Genomic DNA, 15,926 nt, shown 5'->3' with positions numbered 1-15,926 from the left:
CGTGTGATTGCATAGAGCTCTGCGTCAGGAAAAGTTATGCTTTACCCCTCCTTTTTACGTTAGAAAGCATCATGCACAAAATCGTTTACGTTGAAGATGAACCGGAAGTGGGCTCGCTGATTGCCGCTTACCTTGGACGACATGATATTGAAGTGATTGTGGAGACGCGCGGCGATCGGGCGGAAGCCACTATTGTCGAGCAGCAGCCCGACCTGGTCATGCTGGATATCATGCTGCCAGGCAAAGACGGTATGTCAATCTGTCGTGACTTACGCGCAAACTGGCAGGGACCGATTGTCCTGCTCACGTCTCTCGACAGCGACATGAACCATATTCTGGCGCTGGAGATGGGCGCCCAGGATTATATCCTGAAAACGGCGCCCCCTGCGGTGTTGCTGGCCCGACTGCGCCTGCATCTGCGCCAGTCCCAGCAGGGCCAGAGCGAAGAAGCCCCGGCGCCAGCGAAAAACAATCGCATGTTACGCTTTGGCTCTCTGACGATTGATGCGCTCAATCGTCAGGTCGTGCTGTTTGACGAAAACATTGCCCTGTCTACGGCAGATTTCGATTTGCTCTGGGTGCTGGCGAGCCATGCCGGGCAAATTCTGAACCGTGACGCGCTGCTAAAAACGCTGCGCGGCGTCAGCTACGACGGGATGGATCGCAGCATTGACGTAGCGATTTCGCGCCTGCGCAAAAAGCTGCACGACAGCGCCACCGAGCCATTTCGTATTAAAACCATCCGTAATAAAGGCTATCTGTTTGCGCCACAGGCCTGGGACACGCGTTCGGTATGAAAAAACTTTTTATTCAGTTCTACCTGCTGCTGTTTGTCTGTTTCCTGGTGATGTCGCTAATGGTCGGGCTGGTTTACAAATTTACCGCTGAGCGTGCCGGTCGCCAGTCAATGAACGACCTGATGGCCAGTTCGCTCTATCTGATCCGCAGCGAACTGCGTGAGATCCCGCCACGGGACTGGAATAAGACGATTAAGAGTCTCGATCTCGGCTTGTCGTTTGAGCTGCATATTGAGCCAATGAGTAAGTTTGAACTGGATGAAAATGAACTGCGCCGGCTGCGCGCAGGCGAAATCGTGGCGCTGGATGATAAATACACTTTCCTGCAGCACATTCCGCGCAGCCACTACGTTCTGACCGTTGGGCCAATCCCTTACCTGTTTTATCTGCATCAGATGCGCCTGCTGGATATGGCCCTGGTGGTGTTTATCGGGATGTCGCTGGGGTTGCCGGTTTTTATTTGGCTGCGTCCGCACTGGAAAGAGATGCTGCGGCTGGAGCACGCGGCTCAGCGTTTTGGTCAGGGACAGCTTGATGTCCGCACGCACTTCGACAGCACCTCTAGCCTGTTCAGGGTCGGCGTGGCTTTTAACCAAATGGCGGAAAACATTAATACGCTGGTCGCCAGTAAAAAACAGCTGATTGACGGCATCGCCCACGAACTGCGAACGCCGCTGGTACGTTTGCGCTATCGTCTGGAGATGAGCGACAATCTGACCGAAGCGGAGTCAGCGGCATTGAACCGCGATGTCAGCCAGTTAGAAAGCCTGATTGAAGAGCTGCTGACCTATGCCCGTCTCGACCGACCCCGCGTCGATCTTAATTTGCAGTCGCTGGATCTGGCGAACTGGTTACGTGAGCGCATGGAAGATTTCCGGGCGATAAACCCGGAGACACAGATCGATCTCGATTTACCCCAGCGTGAAAACTACGGAATTTCAGATACCCGACTGATGGAGCGCGTACTGGATAACCTGGTCAATAACGCACTGCGTTATGCCGGTCAGCGCCTGCGGGTTAGCCTGTGGTTTGATGGTGCGCTGGGGAACCTGCAGGTCGAAGATGATGGCCCGGGCATTCCCCTTGATGAACGTGAACGCGTATTTGAACCTTTTGTACGACTCGACCCAAGCCGTGACCGCGCCACCGGGGGCTGTGGGCTTGGCCTTGCCATCGTTCACTCTATTGCCCATGCATTAAGTGGCCGGGTTTCAATTGAAACCAGCCCGCTAGGCGGGGCCAGCGTTCGCTTTTGCTGGCCGCTGGATCTTCCCTTTCGGGAACTGCCCCGACGTTAACTCATTCAGGAGCATTATGTGACTTCAGCTTATCAACAACTTTGTGCCACTTTTCAGCGCCTGTCGCGTTTCAGCCACGTCAGCGCCATCGCCGGATGGGATATGCAGACCACGATGCCACCAGGTGGCAGTGCGGCGCGGGGGGAAGCGCTGGCGGAGATGAGTGTTTTGCAGCACCAGATCCTGACAGACAAGCGCCTGGGTGACTGGCTTGAGCAGGCAGAACAGCAATCTCTCAATGATGTAGAGCGCGCCAACCTGCTCGAGATGCGTCGCGCCTGGACCCAGGCGACCTTACTGCCTGCCGAACTGGTCGAAGCAAAATCCATTGCGGGTTCGCGCTGTGAACATGCCTGGCGCAGCCAGCGTCCCGCCAATGACTGGCCGGGCTTTGCCACAAATTTGAAAGAGGTGGTGCGCTTAAGTCGTGAGGAAGCGCAACTGCGCGCGCAAGCCAATGGCTGTTCCCGTTACGATGCCCTGCTCGATGTTTTTGAGCCGGGGATGACCAGCGCCCGACTGGATGAGACGTTTGGACAGTTAAAAACCTGGCTACCGGCGCTGTTGCAACAGGTAGTGGAAAAACAGGCGCAAGAACCCAAGTTAACCCCTCAGGGGCCATTCCCCATTGAGGCGCAGCGCGAGCTGGGGCTGAGCATTATGGCCGAGCTGGGCTTTGACTTTAACCATGGTCGGCTGGATATCAGTGCGCATCCTTTCTGCGGCGGCGTCCCCGACGATGTGCGCATCACCACCCGTTACAATCAGGATGAATTTCTGAGTGCCATGATGGGCGTGATCCATGAAACCGGCCATGCCCGTTACGAGCAAAACCTGCCCAAACAGTGGCGGGGCCAGCCGGTGGCACTGGCGCGCTCCACCGCCATTCATGAATCACAAAGTCTGTTTATGGAAATGCAGTTGGGCCGCAGCGCGCAGTTCCTGCAACGCATCCTGCCGCAGGTGATCGCTAAGATGGGGGCGCAACCGGCACTGCAGGCTGATAACTTTGTGCGTTTAGCTCAGCAGGTAAAACCCGGATTGATTCGCGTGGATGCCGACGAGCTGAGCTATCCGGCCCACGTGATTCTGCGTTATGAAATTGAACGTGCGCTCATCGAAGGTGAGATTGAGGTCGAGGATATCCCCGCACTCTGGGATGAGAAAATGCAGCAGTCTCTGGGCATCGATACGCGCGGGAATTACCGCAACGGCTGCATGCAGGATATTCACTGGACCGATGGCGCGTTCGGCTATTTCCCGACCTATACGTTGGGCGCGATGTACGCGGCTCAGTTGTTCCAGGCTTTGCAAAAAGCGATTCCACAGTCGGCAGAGCTGATTTTGCATGGCGAACTGCAGCCCGTTTTTGACTGGCTACAACAGAATATCTGGCAACACGGCAGCCGTTTCTCTACCGATCAGCTGATGCTTAATGCCACGGGAGAGGCGCTGAACCCGGACTATTTCCGCAAACATCTTGAGCAGCGTTACCTGAACAGTTAAGGTAGCAGGCGGCCTGAAGGCCGCCTTTCACTTCCCCCCGCCCACTTTGTACAATCGGTTACACGGCGATACCAATGACCCACGGACGCGCCTGTTATTTTCTCATATAGTCATTTCACCGGCCCCGCAGTGGGCTACACATGAAAAAATAGTCCGAGGGTTTTGCAATGAAAAAATTATTTGCACTGGTAATCGCCGCTGCCATGGGTCTGTCTTCAGTTGCTTTCGCTGCCGAGACAACTGCTGCTCCAGCCGCTGCTGCTACCACTACTACTACCGCTGCACCTGCTAAGACCGAACACAAAGCTGCCGCTCACAAGAAGCACCATAAAGCTGCACAGAAAGCTCAGGCTGCTAAGAAAAAAGCAGTGAAGAAAGACACCGCGCAGAAAGCTCAGGCGGCTAAAAAGAAAGTCGCTAAGAAAGATACCGCTCAGAAAGCGCAGGCCGCTAAAAAGCATCACAAAGCTAAACCAGCCCAGAAAGCCCAGGCTGCTAAGAAACACCACAAAGCTAAACCAGCCCAGAAAGCTCAGGCTGCTAAAAAACACCACAAAGCTAAAGCAGCCCAGAAAGCCCAGGCCGCTAAAAAACACCACAAAGCTAAACCAGCTCAGAAAGCCCAGGCTGCTAAAAAGCACCACAAAAAAGCCGCTAAAAAATAAGGTCACCCTTTAGGGTTCCGAGTAAGCGTTAATAATTAAAACACCCGGTTCTGCCGGGTGTTTCTTTACTGGAGTGGCTAATATGGTCCGTCGCTATCGCTTCGAAATTATTCTGATTGTGATGATCTTATGTGGCGTTATCGCGGCCAGTTTTTTTATTTAGTCGCTGTCGCGTACTGATTAACTGAAAAGACTCCCTTTTTTACCGCTCACTGACTATAGTTATGTCACTTCAGTAATAACAAAAACGTTTTCTTTTTCTCGCTATTGAGAGTTCTATGCGCCTGGCTACCCTGTTAATCGTTGGACTTTTCAGTTTCACCGCCGTTGTTCATGCCGATGATAATGATGATTCACCGACGCCTGCCGAAATAAAAATGCTGTTTTTTGGTAAGGATCATCGTCAGGCGATTACCGACGTCAGCGACGCGCCCTGGGATGCGATAGGTCAACTGGAAACCGAAAGTGGTAACCTGTGCACCGCAACGCTTATTTCACCACATCTGGCACTGACCGCAGGCCACTGTTTACTGACGCCACCGGGCAAGTTTGATAAACCGGTCGCGCTGCGCTTTATGTCGACCAAAAAAGGCTGGCGCTACGAGATCCACGACATTGATGCCCGCGTTGAACCTTCTCTGGTCCACAGGCTAAAAGCCGATGGCGAAGGATGGATTGTCCCCAGCAGCGCAGCACCGTTCGACTATGGTCTGGTTATTTTACGCAATCCCCCTTCTGCCATTACGCCGATTCCGCTGTTTGATGGTTCACGCAGTGATTTAACGGACGCGCTTAAAGAAGCCGGACGTAAAGTGACTCAGGCTGGCTACCCTGCCGATCATCTTGACAGCTTGTATTCACACAGCGACTGCCTGATCACCGGCTGGGCGCAGCGTGCCGTGTTATCGCACCAGTGTGATACGCTGCCGGGTGACAGCGGTTCGCCGCTACTGTTGAAAGGCGATAAAGGCTGGCAGCTGATTGCCGTGCAGAGTTCGGCACCTGCCGCAAAAGATCGCTATCTTGCGGATAACCGGGCGATTGCCGTGACCTCCTTTAAAGACCGGCTTGAAGCGCTGGCCCAGTAGGTTGCCTGAAGGGTTACACGATCTGAACACATAAAAAAGCCCGCATCCATCAAGGTGCGGGCTTTTTATACGCGAGCTGTCTCGGCAACTAGCCTGCGATTTGCTCCATTGCCTGCAGGATGCGTTTATCCGAAATCGGATAAGGCGTTCCCAGCTGTTGCGCAAACTGGCTGATTCGTAGCTCTTCAATCATCCAGCGGATATGCTGCACGTCCGCGTCATCCTGACGCTGCGGCGGCAATTTATTCCACCATGCCTGCCTCGCTTGCTCGACGGCCTGCACTTTGAGCATTCGGGCGCGATCGCTATGAGGATCGACCGGCAACTTCTCCAGCCGTCGCTCAATGCCGTGCAGATAACGCAGCGTATCTGCCAGATGCTGCCAGCCATTCTGGGTGACAAAACCCCGGTAAACCAGGCCGTTCATCTGCGCTTTGATATCCGCCAGCGCCAGCGCCAGCGTCATATCTACCCGCCCTTTCAGACGTTTGTTAATCGAAAATACCGCTGTCAGAATCTGCTCAACCTGCTTTGCGATCTCTACCACGGTATCATTGAGTTCGGCGCGCACTTTTTCCCTTAGCGCTTCAAACTGCGTTTGCTCCCATGCCGGGCCACCGGCTTCCGCGATTAACTTGTCAACGCCGCAGGCAATGCAGTCATCAATCAGCTCCATGACCTTGCCGTATGGGTTAAAATACAGCCCCAGCTTGGCTTTGTTCGGCAACTTTTCATGCAGATACTTCACGGGGGACGGAATATTCAACAACAACAGGCGACGCTGACCGCGCCACATCATTTTCTGCTGTTCATGCTCGCTGTCGAATAAGCGGATGCCCACGCTGTCCTTCTCGTCAACCAGAGCAGGCCAGGCTTTAACCTCATAGCTGCCGCGTTTTTGCTGGTAACTGCGCGGTAAATCGCCGAAGCTCCAGAGGTGTAAACCGCTCTGCTCCAGGCCATCGTCCGCCACGTTAGAGAGCGTTTCCTGCACCTTTCCTTTTAACAGGCGTTTCAGCCCAGCAAGATCTTTGCCTTCCTGAAGTTTGCGGTTGTGCTCATCGACAACCCGAAACGTCATTTTCAGATGATCGGGCACCTGTTCCCACTGCCAGTTGTCTCGCTCCAGCGTCACGCCGGTCATGCGGCGGAATTCCCGCGACAGCGCATCCAGCAATGGCATCTCCATGGCGGTAACACGGCCCAGAAACGCCTCAGCATAGTTGGGTGCAGGCACCAGGTTGCGGCGCAGTGGCTTTGGTAACGATTTGATGAGGGCGATGATCAGCTCGCGCCGCACGCCGGGGATCTGCCATTCAAAACCCGCTTCCTCCACCTGGTTAAGCAGCGGTAAAGGTATATGGACCGTCACGCCATCGGCATCCGCACCGGGTTCAAACTGATAACTCAGCTTGAGTTTAAGATTTCCCTGATGCCAGACGTTGGGATAGTCGAGCTGGCTGACTTTATCCGCGCCCTCTTTGATCAGCATCTGCTTATCAAAATTTAGCAGTTCAGCATTGGTTTTGCTGGCCTGCTTCCACCACGTGTCAAAATGGCGGGCTGAAACAACGTCCTTGCCCACGCGCCGATCGTAGAAAGCAAACAGCGTTTCATCATCCACGAGAATATCGCGGCGGCGCGATTTATGTTCCAGATCTTCGACTTCGCTGCGCAGTTTCTGATTAGCGCGGAAAAACGCATGACGCGTCTGCCAGTCGCCCTCAACCAGCGCATGGCGAATAAACAGCTCGCGGCTGAGCGTGGGATCGATGGTGCCGTAATTCACCTTGCGCGCAGCCACAATCGGCAAACCGTAAAGAGTCACTTTCTCACTGGCCATCACCGCGCCTTGCGATTTCTCCCAGTGCGGTTCGCTGTAGCTGCGTTTGATCAGGTGCTGCGCCAGCGGCTCAATCCACTCGGGATCGATGCGCGCCGCCATGCGGCCCCACAGCCGGCTGGTTTCCACCAGTTCAGCGACCATTGTCCATTTAGGCGGCTTTTTAAACAGCCCAGAGCCGGGAAAGATAGCAAAACGGGCGTTGCGTGCGCCGGTAAACTCTTGTTTATCGGCGTCTTTCTGACCGATATGTGACAGTAAGCCGGTCAGCAAGGCACAGTGAATCTCTCTGTACTCCGCTGGTTCGCTGTTAACGGGAATGCCCAGTTCGCGCACCACCTGACGGAGCTGGGTATAGATATCCTGCCATTCGCGCACGCGCAGATAGTTTAAATAGTCTGTTTTACACTGACGGCGGAACAGGTTACCGGACAGCGCTTTCTGCTGTTCGCCCAGGTAGTTCCACAGGTTCACAAACGCCACAAAATCTGACTCTTTATCCGCAAAGCGCCGGTGTTTTTCATCCGAGGCCTGCTTTTTGTCGGCGGGACGTTCGCGCGGGTCCTGAATCGATAAGCCGGCAGCGATGATCATCACTTCCCGCACGCAGCCATACTGCTGTGCTGCCAGCACCATGCGCGCCAGGCGCGGATCGACAGGCAACTGCGCCAGCTGGCGGCCGGAGCCGGTGAGTGAGTAATGTCCGTCGTCATTGAGGGTTAATGCCCCCAGCTCCTCCAGGAGCCTTACGCCGTCCTGAATGTGGCGTTTATCCGGTGCTTCCACGAACGGGAAGGCCGCGATATCGCCCAGCCCCAGCGCGGTCATCTGCAGAATAACCGAGGCCAGATTGGTGCGCAGGATTTCAGGATCGGTAAAGGCCGGACGGCTTAGGAAATCGTCTTCGGCATAGAGCCGTATGCAGATCCCTTCCGACACGCGCCCGCAACGTCCTTTACGCTGATTCGCGGAGGCCTGCGAAATCGGCTCTATCGGCAGGCGCTGCACTTTCGTGCGATAGCTGTAGCGGCTGATACGCGCCGTGCCGGGATCGATAACGTATTTGATGCCCGGTACGGTCAGCGACGTTTCGGCGACGTTGGTTGCCAGCACGATACGCCGCCCGCTGTGCGACTGAAATACCCGGTTCTGCTCGCTGTTAGACAGACGGGCATAGAGCGGCAACACTTCGGTATGGGGCAGATCGCGCTTCATCAGCGCGTCGGCGGTATCGCGAATTTCGCGCTCACCGCTCATAAAAATCAGGATGTCGCCCCGGCTTTCCCGCCCCAGCTCATCGACCGCGTCGAAAATGGCCTGCAGTTGATCGCGGTCAACATCCTCCGCCTCTTCCACCACCGGACGGTAGCGCACTTCTACCGGATAGGTGCGGCCCGACACCTCAATCACCGGCGCGTTGTTGAAATGACGAGAGAAGCGCTGGGGATCGATGGTTGCTGACGTAATAATCACTTTCAGATCGGGACGACGCGGCAGTAGCTCCCGCAGATAGCCCAGCAGGAAGTCGATATTCAGGCTGCGTTCATGAGCCTCGTCAATGATGATGGTGTCATACTGCATTAGCATGCGGTCCTGCTGGATTTCCGCCAGCAGAATTCCGTCTGTCATGAGTTTAATCTGGGTCGTTTCGCTGACCTGATCGTTAAACCGCACTTTGTAACCCACACAGCCACCGAGCGAAGTTTCCAGCTCGTCGGCGATGCGGTTGGCAACGGTTCGCGCCGCCAGCCGACGCGGTTGGGTATGACCAATTAAACCGGTGATACCGCGTCCCAGCGTCAGGCAAATTTTGGGCAACTGGGTGGTTTTGCCCGATCCGGTTTCGCCCGCGACGATAACCACCTGGTGTTCACGAATCGCCTCTGCGATGGCCTGCTGCTTCTGGCTGACTGGCAGATTTTCCGGAAACCTGATGCGCGGCGTCGCCGCAACACGTTGTGCAACGCGGCGCTCTGCAACAATGATATCCTGCTCAAGCTCGGCGGCGATGCTTTGCTGAGCGTCGGGATTTTTGATTTTTTTGGCGCCATGTAACCGACGCTGCAAGCGTTGACGGTCACGCAGCATTAACGCATCAAGCCGCGACCAGAGCGGCGTTAATGGGGATGAAACCGGAGAAGACATAGTAGTGACGTACCTTACTCAGACGGTGTGGATTCAGCGTACAGTGCTAAGATAACCCGCTGATTAACGCTAATAATTGCGCCTAGCATAGCACATTCCCTTTTACGCCGTGATGGTCGGCAAAACCGGCTTGTTCAATTAATTCGAATATAGCTCTCGAAATATTGCGCTTTCACCCTAAGGCCGATGTTTGTAAAGTGTAAACCATTGAGCGGAAAGCCTTCCGCATAACAGACAGGAAACTACTATGAGCAAAGTACTCGTTCTGAAATCAAGCATTCTTGCGGGTTATTCTCAGTCAAGCCAGCTGGCAGACTTCTATATCGAGCAGGCACAGGCTAAGGGCGACCAGATCACCGTGCGCGATCTGGCTGCTAACCCGGTTCCGGTACTGGACGGTGAGTTAGTTGGCGCACTGCGCCCTTCTGATGCGCCACTGTCACCGCGTCAGCAGGAAGCGCTGGCACTGTCTGATGAACTGATTGCCGAGCTGCAGGCGCACGACGTTATCGTGATGGCGGCCCCAATGTACAACTTCAACATCCCGACTCAGCTGAAGAACTATTTCGACCTGATCGCGCGTGCTGGCGTGACCTTCCGTTATACCGAAGCGGGCCCGGAAGGTCTGGTGAAAGGTAAACGTGCGGTGATTCTGTCGAGCCGTGGTGGCATTCATAAAGACAGCCCTTCTGACCTGCTGACCCCTTACGTCAAGCTGTTCCTGGGCTTTATCGGCATCACCGACGTTGAGTTCGTGTTGGCTGAAGGCATCGCTTACGGCCCGGAAGTAGCCACGAAAGCAACCAGCGAAGCCAAAGACGCGATTAAGCAGATTGCTACTGCGTGATAATGCTGTTTGACGCGGAACCGGGCATCAGCCCGGTTTTTTTATGCCTGCATCGCCCTGCTCAATAGGGCTATTTCTGCAACCACTGCCCGTTAATGCCCTGAACGTATTCCCCCGTCCCCGCCCGCGTGACCAGCTTTTGTCCAGCGATGCGGGCCACCTCATCGGTTTTCAGGTTGTTCTGCCCGGCAAGACGCTGGTACTCTGCGCGCCGTCCGTCATTGATGCGTTTAACCAGTGCGAGGGTTTCGCTGTCGTCTGATCGAGGGGCAATATAACCGGACAGGGTTTCGCCGACCCGGCCCGACTGACGGGCCTCATCAAGCGTCAGAGCCCAGGCCGGCTGGCTCATCGTCGTCGCCAGTAAAAGTGCAAGACCAATGCGTTTCATGCTGGCTCTCCTCAGAACAGGCCGCTCTGGTTTTTCAGTAAGGCTTCGACATCCTTGTCCACTTTAATGTGGATCTCATGCTCAATTTTCACATTCATATTAATGGTAATGGGGTCTTTTGGCGCGGCCACTTCGATGCGTGGCACACAACCCATCAGCGGTAGCCAGGCTACCATCAGCAGTAAGGCCCTGAGGCTCATGGTGATTGATCCTTTTTTGACGGCAAGGTGGCATTTTGCTCCACCCAGGATTGCAAATTATCGCCAAAGCGCAGGCTGCGCCACAGCTGGAACAGGTTTTCCTGATGACGATAATTTAAATTAACGGTCTGATTACGGTTACTGAAGCGGCTGGTGCCTTTTACCTGGGCTTCCATCGTCAGCTCCCCGAGATTGTCCAGATTAAGCGTGGCCCATGACCGCGAAATCTCCATGTAACGCAGCCAGTCCATCGCCGCACCGGCGGCGACATTGTTGCGGGTAATGGCATCGGCCATATCTTTATCCATACGGAAAGTCAGCGGCCCGCTGTTGGCAATCCAGCCATTTTCAATAATCCAGTGGGGATTACTGATCCACAGCGGTAACTCGCCATTCACGTTTCCAGACATGGCAAACTGTTTGGGTTTAATGGCGCTGACGAGCTTGCTCAGGCTGATGTCACGGAGCGAAACGCGCGCCGGGCTGTGCTGAGGCAGGCGCAGGGATGGCAGGGTAATGTGTCCGCCCAGTAGATCCATACTGACATCCTGTAACCACAGCGGATCGTTTTCACGCCAGGGATAAGCGCCCTGCAGGTCGGCCCGAATGTTCTGCATCGCAAACTGATTTTTAATCTCGGCGATACGTAACGAAACCGGCCCGCGTAATCCGAAATGCCACTGTTGATTTTGCAGTCGGAATGGCAGCGAAAAATCCACCCCGTTGACCTGGCTGTCCGGCGTCCAGACGCTGCCGTTTTTCACCGTCCAGTGACCGCCAGCCTGAAAGCCCTGTCTGGCGGCGGCAGAAAAAGCCACCTGAGCGCGTAACTCACCTGACTGAATCTTCATTTTAAGTTCAGGGCTGAGGAGCGGCTGGAATACCGTCAGCGACTGCGTTGGCCACCAGGCCTGTCCGCGTAAACGCTCGCCGTCCCATCGGCCGTTAACACGTACCGGCCCCACCTTGCCCGCGTTCAGCTGTCCGCCCCAGACGAAATGCCCGGGATCACTGCCCGTCGCACCGAAGTCCAGCGTTGAGGCCGCCAGCCTGCCCCCGTAGCTGAAGCGCGTTTCTCCTGCCTGCATCTTGAATTGGCCGGTAAATGACGGGTGGTGCGCATCACGCTGCCAGTTCACCGGCGCCGTTAGCGTTAAGCGCGGCTTCTCTACCCGAACGCTGCCGTATTCCAGCTGATTGAAACCTGTAGACAGGCTATCCAGATGAATCAGCGTATCGCGCCAGCCGCCCGTGCCATTGACGTCCCACTTTGCCTGTAAGGGACGCATTTCTCCCTCGCCCCAGTAACGCCAGTTCCAGACGCCTGAATCCGGCCAGAAGTTATGCGCGCCGCCATCCAGGTGCAGCGTAAAGCGGCCAAAGCTGGGATCGTGAGCGCGGAGAATGGCCTGCAGGCGTCCGGAGATGCCTTGCGAAGATAAGCGCACGCCGGCCAGCGGCCAGCGCGCTTCATCGACTTCCAGCGTGGAGAGCAAACGCCCGCGCAGGCGCAAAAGTGCTTTCGGTTTTATCGTCAGTTGCGGATTGAGCAATGAGCCGTTCAGCTCGCCGGGAATGCTGCCGTAAAGCTGCATCGCCGCGAATTTGCTTTCGCCCGTCAGTTGCAAAGGCAGCTGGCTTTGCGTAAGGCTGAGGTGGCCCGGCCCCATCCCCAGCACCACGTTACCTTTACCGCCCCGGCCCTGCGTGAGCATATTGAGACGACCGACGATTTGGGTCGCCTCCAGCCCGTCCTGCCAGTTATTTAGCGTCAGATTGACGAAACCCGACAGCGGCTGCGAGGCCAGTGGCCAGCAATATTCACCTTTTTCGATATCAATACGGGTTCGGCTGGCCTGCCAGGGAAGATGGAGCAAAGGACGATCGCTGCCCCCCGTGGTGACATTAAGCAGACCACGTTGATGCGCCCAGCTGAGCGCAGCGTCCACGGGTTGCGGGAACGCCGCCAGCGCCAGCGTGCCGGTAATTTCACCGTTCACCGGCAAGCCGTTGGCATATTTGGGCAGTTCGAAGTGGCCATTGAGGCTGAGCGGTTCGGGTAAAGCGGGATGCGTCACCGTCAGTTGACTGATATTGAGCTGCTGTCCTTGTAATGTGGCGTCGAGCTGCAGGTTATCACCGAGGTAGTGTAACTGCTGGCGCGATTTATCCAGTATCAGATCCAGCCCGCCAGCATAATCCTGCCAGGGGGAAACGGTCAGTTTACCAATGTGAATGTCGGCGCCCGGCAACATTGCCTGCCACTGGGCCAGAGTTTTGGGCGCGGCCGTATCGTTTTGCGTTTCAGGTAGCTGTTGCAGACATTCAGTTTCCAGCGTGACCTGATCCGCATTGAGCGCCCAGCGCGCGTGATGCCAACCCAGCGCGGCGTTTTTGACACTCGCCAGACGACAGTCATCCGCCAGGTAATAGATGTTGGGAAACAGCACCTGCGCGTTCCGCCAGCGTGGCGCGCCCTCCAGCTCGACGCGCGTACCTGCAGGCAGCCAAATGCCCACCAGGCGCGGCAGCCACTGTGTGATCGTCAGTAGTAATCCCAGCAGCAATAAAATCAGCGCCAGAACAGCGGCGAGTCGTCGACGGAAAATCCGCGGCATGAAAACAAGCATCCTTTTTTTCTCACTATCCTGAGAATAATGATGGCACGTAACGTCCGGAAGGTGAAGGTTTCACCGCGAAAGGTAAACAGCGACCAGCAAAAAGCAACAGAAAACGTTATTCTTGTTACATTCCCTTTTCAGGAGCACAACGATGAAAATCGCCGTATACAGTACTAAACACTATGACCAGAAGTACCTTGAACAGGTCAACCAACAGTATGGTTTCGAACTGGTCTTTTTTGATTTTTTACTCAGCGAAAGCACGGCGAAGACGGCGGTAGACTGCGATGCGGTATGTATCTTTGTGAATGATGACGGCAGCCGCCCGGTGCTCGAAGAGCTGGCGGGGCTGGGCGTCCGCTACATTGCCCTGCGCTGTGCGGGATTTAACAATGTCGATCTCGACGCGGCAGCCGAACTGGGGCTTCAGGTCGTCCGCGTGCCTGCCTACTCCCCGGAAGCCGTTGCCGAGCATGCGGTGGGGCTGATGATGACGCTGAACCGCCGGATTCATCGCGCTTACCAGCGCACCCGCGACGCCAATTTTTCGCTGGACGGCCTGACCGGTTTTAACATGCATAACAAAACGGCCGGTATCATTGGCACCGGCAAAATCGGCATCGCCACGCTGCGCATATTAAAAGGGTTCGGAATGCGTTTACTGGCGTTTGATCCTTATCCCAGCGAGCAGGCTTTAGCGCTCGGCGCGGAGTATGTCGATCTGAAAACCCTGTTTGCCGAGTCGCACGTCATCAGTCTGCACTGTCCACTGACGGCGGAGAACCATCATTTACTCAACGCACAGGCTTTTTCGCAGATGCGTGACGGCGTCATGATCATTAATACCAGTCGGGGCGGATTAATTGATTCTCAGGCTGCGATTGATGCGTTGAAGCAGCAAAAAATAGGCGCGCTGGGCATGGACGTTTATGAAAACGAGCGAGATCTGTTCTTTGAAGACAAATCTAATGATGTGATTCAGGATGATGTATTCCGCCGCCTGTCAGCCTGTCATAACGTGCTGTTTACCGGTCATCAGGCGTTTCTCACCGCCGAAGCCCTGACGGCGATTTCAGACACCACGCTGGAAAACCTCGGCCAGCTAAACCGCGGCGAAACCTGTCAGAATCGGGTTACCGCCTGACGTATCTGGCCGGTGTTATCCGGCCTGAACCCGTTAGCGTGCGCAGTTACCGCCGATCAGCGCTTGTTCGCTGCAGCGGCGGCCGTTAACTAACTGGCACATCCCGATGCGCGATCCGTCCAGCTGACTTGAGAACGCCAGTGTCCCTCCTGCATTGGCACAGTTTGCCTCTGCCATAGACGACATCACCACGTGTGGCTGAACATGGGCGGCAGTAGCTTGTTGTGGTGGCTCGTTGTCATCGCTGTTACTGCTGCAGGCAGACAGTATCAACGCGGCACCAGCCAGCAGAAAAGTAGCGGCTTTCATCAATCAGACTCCGGGAAGGTGAGTTAAAGGCTTAGCAAGAATATGTCAGCCCTGGCGCGGGGTCGATAGAAGAAACAGCTTTTTACAAAAAACCTCACAGCTGATTGCAAGCAGAATTATCCTGTTATCACACTGTCACGTAACTGCACTTATCTGAACATGATGATTACCGGAGAAAAACAATGTTAATGGATATGCTGATTCGTATCGCGCTGGCCGGCATTTTAGGCGGGCTGATTGGCCTGGAACGCCAGATGCGTGCCAAAGAAGCCGGGTTACGTACCCATATCCTGGTCGGTATCGGCAGCGCCATGTTTATGCTGGTTTCGAAATACGGTTTTGCCGACATGCTGATGAAAGATCATGTGGCGCTCGATCCCAGCCGCGTTGCGGCGCAGGTGGTAAGCGGCATGGGCTTTCTGGGTGCCGGCACCATCCTGATTCAAAAGCAGGTGGTAAAAGGCCTGACCACGGCGGCCGGACTCTGGGTTACCGCCGCTATCGGGCTGGTGATCGGGAGCGGTATGTATGAGATTGGGATTTACGGCACGGTGCTGGCACTGGTGGTGCTGGAGGTGTTCCGCCGCCTGAGCCATTTATTAATTGGTAAACATCATACGCTGATTGTTTACCTCAAAGCCAAGAGCGTGCCGCTGGTGTTACTGGTGATGCAACGTGAAGGGATCCGCTACGGCAATATTTCGGTGATTAATCGGGATGAAGAAAGCGGCCAGTGTGAATTAAGCGTGCAGGTTACCTTATCGCGCAAATCCAGCGATGCGCACCTGTATGACAAAATCATGGAAGTCAAAGGCGTGCAGTCGCTGGAAATGATGTGATCAGGGCCTGAATAAACGGGACGCTATGGGAATAAAGATGCCCTGCCGGGCGAATGATGAACCGCGCCAGCATCGAAAATGGCAGAGGCCTGACAGACCTCCGGATGGTGGCCTGACCTTTGCAGGCAGAATAGCCAGGTCTTCCTGTTTATCGTTATCGCCAGACACGGCTAACAGACCTGTCGTGGCTGTATCGTTAGCCTTGAACTTTCTGCTGCACGCAGAAATTGATA

General features: G+C 55.2%; 14 protein-coding genes. 9 read left to right on the top strand and 5 right to left on the bottom strand.

The features are described from left to right. Positions 1 to 71: 71 nt before the first annotated feature. From rstA to AAIE03_RS07520, 6 genes are all read left to right on the top strand, one after another. On the top strand, positions 72 to 797 hold the full coding sequence (rstA, locus tag AAIE03_RS07545; RefSeq protein ID WP_014593781.1) for a two-component system response regulator RstA: 726 nt from the start codon (positions 72 to 74) through the stop codon (positions 795 to 797). Beyond that, complete coding sequence (gene rstB, locus AAIE03_RS07540) at positions 794 to 2,095, top strand: two-component system sensor histidine kinase RstB (RefSeq protein ID WP_013025877.1); 1,302 nt, start codon at positions 794 to 796, stop codon at positions 2,093 to 2,095. Before rstA ends, rstB begins: the two co-directional genes overlap by 4 nt. An 18-nt stretch (positions 2,096 to 2,113) precedes the next feature. Beyond that, positions 2,114 to 3,601, top strand: a complete 1,488-nt coding sequence (locus AAIE03_RS07535; protein ID WP_089517326.1) for a carboxypeptidase M32 — start codon at positions 2,114 to 2,116, stop codon at positions 3,599 to 3,601. A gap of 167 nt (positions 3,602 to 3,768) precedes the next feature. Beyond that, positions 3,769 to 4,266, top strand: a complete 498-nt coding sequence (gene asr, locus AAIE03_RS07530; RefSeq protein WP_013025879.1) for an acid resistance repetitive basic protein Asr — start codon at positions 3,769 to 3,771, stop codon at positions 4,264 to 4,266. 82 nt (positions 4,267 to 4,348) lie between these two features. Next, positions 4,349 to 4,429, top strand: coding sequence for a small membrane protein YdgU (gene ydgU / locus AAIE03_RS07525; protein ID WP_013025881.1), 81 nt, complete (start codon positions 4,349 to 4,351; stop codon positions 4,427 to 4,429). A gap of 115 nt (positions 4,430 to 4,544) precedes the next feature. Then, entirely contained in the window at positions 4,545 to 5,354 is an 810-nt protein-coding gene (locus AAIE03_RS07520) for a trypsin-like serine peptidase (protein WP_013025882.1), read from the top strand. A gap of 88 nt (positions 5,355 to 5,442) precedes the next feature. Here the strand turns inward: AAIE03_RS07520 and hrpA are convergent, their stop codons facing one another. Further along, positions 5,443 to 9,342, bottom strand: coding sequence for an ATP-dependent RNA helicase HrpA (hrpA, locus tag AAIE03_RS07515; RefSeq protein ID WP_498562912.1), 3,900 nt, complete (start codon positions 9,340 to 9,342; stop codon positions 5,443 to 5,445). Positions 9,343 to 9,589: 247 nt separating this feature from the next. Between hrpA and azoR the strand changes: the two genes are divergently transcribed. Next, on the top strand, positions 9,590 to 10,189 hold the full coding sequence (azoR, locus tag AAIE03_RS07510; protein ID WP_013025884.1) for an FMN-dependent NADH-azoreductase: 600 nt from the start codon (positions 9,590 to 9,592) through the stop codon (positions 10,187 to 10,189). Between the two features lie 70 nt (positions 10,190 to 10,259). Here the strand turns inward: azoR and AAIE03_RS07505 are convergent, their stop codons facing one another. Genes AAIE03_RS07505 through AAIE03_RS07495 form a run of 3 tightly spaced genes read right to left on the bottom strand, consistent with a single transcriptional unit; the run spans position 10,260 to position 13,410 of the window. Next, positions 10,260 to 10,580, bottom strand: coding sequence for a YdbL family probable chaperone protein (locus tag AAIE03_RS07505; RefSeq protein ID WP_013025885.1), 321 nt, complete (start codon positions 10,578 to 10,580; stop codon positions 10,260 to 10,262). Between the two features lie 11 nt (positions 10,581 to 10,591). Beyond that, positions 10,592 to 10,780 carry a YnbE family lipoprotein gene (locus tag AAIE03_RS07500; protein ID WP_014605768.1) on the bottom strand — a complete coding sequence of 63 codons (189 nt, stop codon included), beginning with the start codon at positions 10,778 to 10,780 and terminating at the stop codon, positions 10,592 to 10,594. Beyond that, positions 10,777 to 13,410, bottom strand: coding sequence for a YdbH family protein (locus tag AAIE03_RS07495; RefSeq protein ID WP_498562911.1), 2,634 nt, complete (start codon positions 13,408 to 13,410; stop codon positions 10,777 to 10,779). Before AAIE03_RS07495 ends, AAIE03_RS07500 begins: the two co-directional genes overlap by 4 nt. 142 nt (positions 13,411 to 13,552) lie before the next feature. Between AAIE03_RS07495 and AAIE03_RS07490 the strand changes: the two genes are divergently transcribed. Beyond that, the gene (locus AAIE03_RS07490; protein WP_498562910.1) at positions 13,553 to 14,545 is read left to right on the top strand and encodes a 2-hydroxyacid dehydrogenase; all 993 of its coding nucleotides are present in this window, start codon (positions 13,553 to 13,555) and stop codon (positions 14,543 to 14,545) included. Between the two features lie 33 nt (positions 14,546 to 14,578). On the opposite strand, the gene AAIE03_RS07485 is transcribed toward AAIE03_RS07490, so the two are convergent. Beyond that, positions 14,579 to 14,854, bottom strand: coding sequence for a putative hemolysin (locus AAIE03_RS07485; RefSeq protein WP_014605765.1), 276 nt, complete (start codon positions 14,852 to 14,854; stop codon positions 14,579 to 14,581). Between the two features lie 182 nt (positions 14,855 to 15,036). Between AAIE03_RS07485 and AAIE03_RS07480 the strand changes: the two genes are divergently transcribed. Further along, on the top strand, positions 15,037 to 15,693 hold the full coding sequence (locus AAIE03_RS07480) for an MgtC/SapB family protein (protein WP_013025890.1): 657 nt from the start codon (positions 15,037 to 15,039) through the stop codon (positions 15,691 to 15,693). Positions 15,694 to 15,926: the final 233 nt, after the last annotated feature.

Source organism: Pantoea sp. Ae19-2 (assembly GCF_059801205.1).
The sequence above is the reverse complement of the archived record's forward strand: the minus strand, read 5'-3'. Positions and strand labels throughout refer to the sequence as shown.

Coding starts and splice junctions, on each gene's coding strand:
- hrpA (WP_498562912.1), bottom strand. CDS start 9,342: ATGTCTTCTCCGGTTTCATCCCCATTAACGCCGCTCTGGTCGCGGCTT.
- rstB (WP_013025877.1), top strand. CDS start 794: ATGAAAAAACTTTTTATTCAGTTCTACCTGCTGCTGTTTGTCTGTTTC.
- ydgU (WP_013025881.1), top strand. CDS start 4,349: ATGGTCCGTCGCTATCGCTTCGAAATTATTCTGATTGTGATGATCTTA.
- AAIE03_RS07495 (WP_498562911.1), bottom strand. CDS start 13,410: ATGCTTGTTTTCATGCCGCGGATTTTCCGTCGACGACTCGCCGCTGTT.
- AAIE03_RS07480 (WP_013025890.1), top strand. CDS start 15,037: ATGTTAATGGATATGCTGATTCGTATCGCGCTGGCCGGCATTTTAGGC.
- azoR (WP_013025884.1), top strand. CDS start 9,590: ATGAGCAAAGTACTCGTTCTGAAATCAAGCATTCTTGCGGGTTATTCT.
- AAIE03_RS07520 (WP_013025882.1), top strand. CDS start 4,545: ATGCGCCTGGCTACCCTGTTAATCGTTGGACTTTTCAGTTTCACCGCC.
- AAIE03_RS07500 (WP_014605768.1), bottom strand. CDS start 10,780: ATGAGCCTCAGGGCCTTACTGCTGATGGTAGCCTGGCTACCGCTGATG.
- AAIE03_RS07485 (WP_014605765.1), bottom strand. CDS start 14,854: ATGAAAGCCGCTACTTTTCTGCTGGCTGGTGCCGCGTTGATACTGTCT.
- rstA (WP_014593781.1), top strand. CDS start 72: ATGCACAAAATCGTTTACGTTGAAGATGAACCGGAAGTGGGCTCGCTG.
- AAIE03_RS07505 (WP_013025885.1), bottom strand. CDS start 10,580: ATGAAACGCATTGGTCTTGCACTTTTACTGGCGACGACGATGAGCCAG.
- AAIE03_RS07490 (WP_498562910.1), top strand. CDS start 13,553: ATGAAAATCGCCGTATACAGTACTAAACACTATGACCAGAAGTACCTT.
- asr (WP_013025879.1), top strand. CDS start 3,769: ATGAAAAAATTATTTGCACTGGTAATCGCCGCTGCCATGGGTCTGTCT.